The sequence below is a fragment of the Butyricicoccus faecihominis genome (genome assembly GCF_014648015.1).
Taxonomy (GTDB): Bacteria; Bacillota; Clostridia; order Oscillospirales; family Butyricicoccaceae; genus Agathobaculum; species Agathobaculum butyriciproducens.
Genome location: NZ_BMQH01000026.1, coordinates 1,994 through 3,868, shown reverse-complemented (window position 1 = coordinate 3,868; position 1,875 = coordinate 1,994). Strand labels below are relative to the sequence as shown.

The 1,875-nt window shown below is 54.2% G+C and carries 4 protein-coding genes; 1 reads left to right on the top strand and 3 read right to left on the bottom strand.

Translation table 11 applies throughout. The features are described from left to right. Positions 1 to 249 (top strand): hypothetical protein (locus IEY11_RS14685; protein ID WP_207727242.1); only part of this gene is annotated, 249 nt, incomplete at its 5' end. On the opposite strand, the gene IEY11_RS14485 is transcribed toward IEY11_RS14685, so the two are convergent. From IEY11_RS14485 to IEY11_RS14680, 3 genes are all read right to left on the bottom strand, one after another. Further along, positions 229 to 627, bottom strand: a complete 399-nt coding sequence (locus IEY11_RS14485; protein ID WP_243184036.1) for a putative ABC transporter permease — start codon at positions 625 to 627, stop codon at positions 229 to 231. The genes IEY11_RS14685 and IEY11_RS14485 overlap by 21 nt on opposite strands. Continuing rightward, positions 608 to 1,228 (bottom strand): hypothetical protein, encoded by a 621-nt coding sequence (locus IEY11_RS14480; protein WP_188886892.1) that lies wholly within the window; start codon positions 1,226 to 1,228, stop codon positions 608 to 610. Before IEY11_RS14480 ends, IEY11_RS14485 begins: the two co-directional genes overlap by 20 nt. 14 nt (positions 1,229 to 1,242) lie before the next feature. Beyond that, a partial coding sequence (locus IEY11_RS14680) for a hypothetical protein (protein WP_207727241.1) occupies positions 1,243 to 1,875 on the bottom strand: 633 nt, incomplete at its 5' end.

The following is a 1,875-nucleotide window of genomic DNA, read 5'->3' as shown; positions in this document are numbered from 1 at the left end:
CCGAACCAGCCCCAGAGTGAGGTCAGCAGCGCGACAACTGCCGTCACGGCCAGCTTAAAATCGTTTACTTTATCCATGGTTTTACCTACTTTCTTACGCGATAACGCGATTATATTCGTACTGTACGCTGCGCCAGTGCTTGATGTAGATGTTGTTGGGATACATAATGTTGTCCTTTCCGGGCTTCTGCCCTGTCGTAAGTGTAAAAATTCCAGCTGTTTTTGTCGATTAGTCGAAGATTTTGTGTAATTGGTCCTCGACCCAGACGGCCACCGCCGACAGCGCGGCCCACGCCAGGGCAAACTGCGGGCATACCTGCCCCATGATATTGCCGGGTACGCCGGAATAGTCCCATATATCCAGACTGAGCCAGACATTGAGCACCATACCTGCCAGCAGCTCCATCACGGTGCAGATCACAGCACCCTGTGCCATCTGCAAGATGATCGGCGGTCGCTGCTGGATCTCATTCAGCAGGCCAACTGCCACAAAGCACACGCCGCCGAGAACGCCCATCGACCAGTGCGTGTAGCCGCGCCATGCGATCTCGATCAGCATGTACAGCACACCGCCGATCACCGCGAACAGCAGGTGCTCAAGCATAGACTTAGGCGTAATTCCACGCAACACTCAAGACCTCCTCTGCCGTCGCAGCATTGCGGAGATCCACCTCTGCTGCCTGCTGGATGCTCACGCGCGGCTCAACGTAGGCTGCAATCGCCAGTGCCAGCGCACACAGGTCGGCATACTGCCATACCGTACACTCATCGCCGGTCGAGTTCCAACGCAGCTCACGTTCCACTCCGGCAGACTCTGCAACCTGCTGCACCGCCAGCGCCGATGTAAGCTGTGCCTGCTTTTCCGACGTTACAGCATACTGCTTGCCGTCTGTCCATGCAAGCGGGTTCTCAGCCAGCCATGCAGCGAGATCGGTCTTGCTGTCTGCGATACGACGCTCACGCAGGTCATCAACTGATGTCAGCGGTGTGCCGTATTCCTCGCCGACGGCCTGTAAAAGCAGTGCGTCAGCCTGTGCGGTCACACGCTCCTGCAAGTCAGTGCCGTCGGCAACCTCGATCACATATTCGTCATACACCCAGCCGGTACGGTCGTTTTCGAGGGTTTCTTCCTGAGGATTCAGGCAAAACCTTACCCACGCGCGTCCCAGCTTGTTCGGCAGGCTGTTCGCAGAGATTTTCTCCGGCTTGTTATCGCCATGTACCTTCATTTAGATCACTCCTTTCAGACCTCGCACATCAGACGCGTGGAAACGTTCGAGTAAGAACCCGATGAAGAGGTGCTCGCATTGAAGCTCAACAGACCTGCATACGCACCTTCGCTCCAGTTGCCACCAACACACAACACGCGCCAGTCGGGGTCCGAATACGCATAATCCGGGACGTATGTTGTTTCCGAGCCGCCAGACGTTTTCGGAATGAGCAGACCATTGTCGGTAACGGTCAAGTCCTTAATCCAACCGCTTGCGGGCAGCGTGCCAATATTGGTATAACCGGTTGCTGTATCGTCCGCGTACTTGCTCGGGTCGGTACAGTAGTAAGCCGCTGTACCGTTGGCATTAAAGCCGTCTACCCACTGGTACACGTTTCCCCAAAGGTTTTCAGTCCACCTATACTGTACAGCACACTCTCTTGACCCAGCAGTTGAATTTCCGGTGTGATATATCATCGTATCCGTCATTCCATTTCTGACAGGGCCCGAATATTCACTTTTTGTAACGCCTGCTCCTATCGTGATCTGACAATTCCAGTCTGCAAACTCAACCACATACAAGAAAATAATCGCGCAATAAGTTGCAAAATCGTACAAGTGCCACTTGTCGCCGTTTTTCTTAGCGTTGCTGCGTGCGGTTGTGAG

Bases quoted from the DNA above. Each gene is read 5' to 3' on its own strand.
- IEY11_RS14480 (WP_188886892.1), bottom strand. From the start codon at position 1,228: ATGAAGGTACATGGCGATAACAAGCCGGAGAAAATCTCTGCGAACAGC.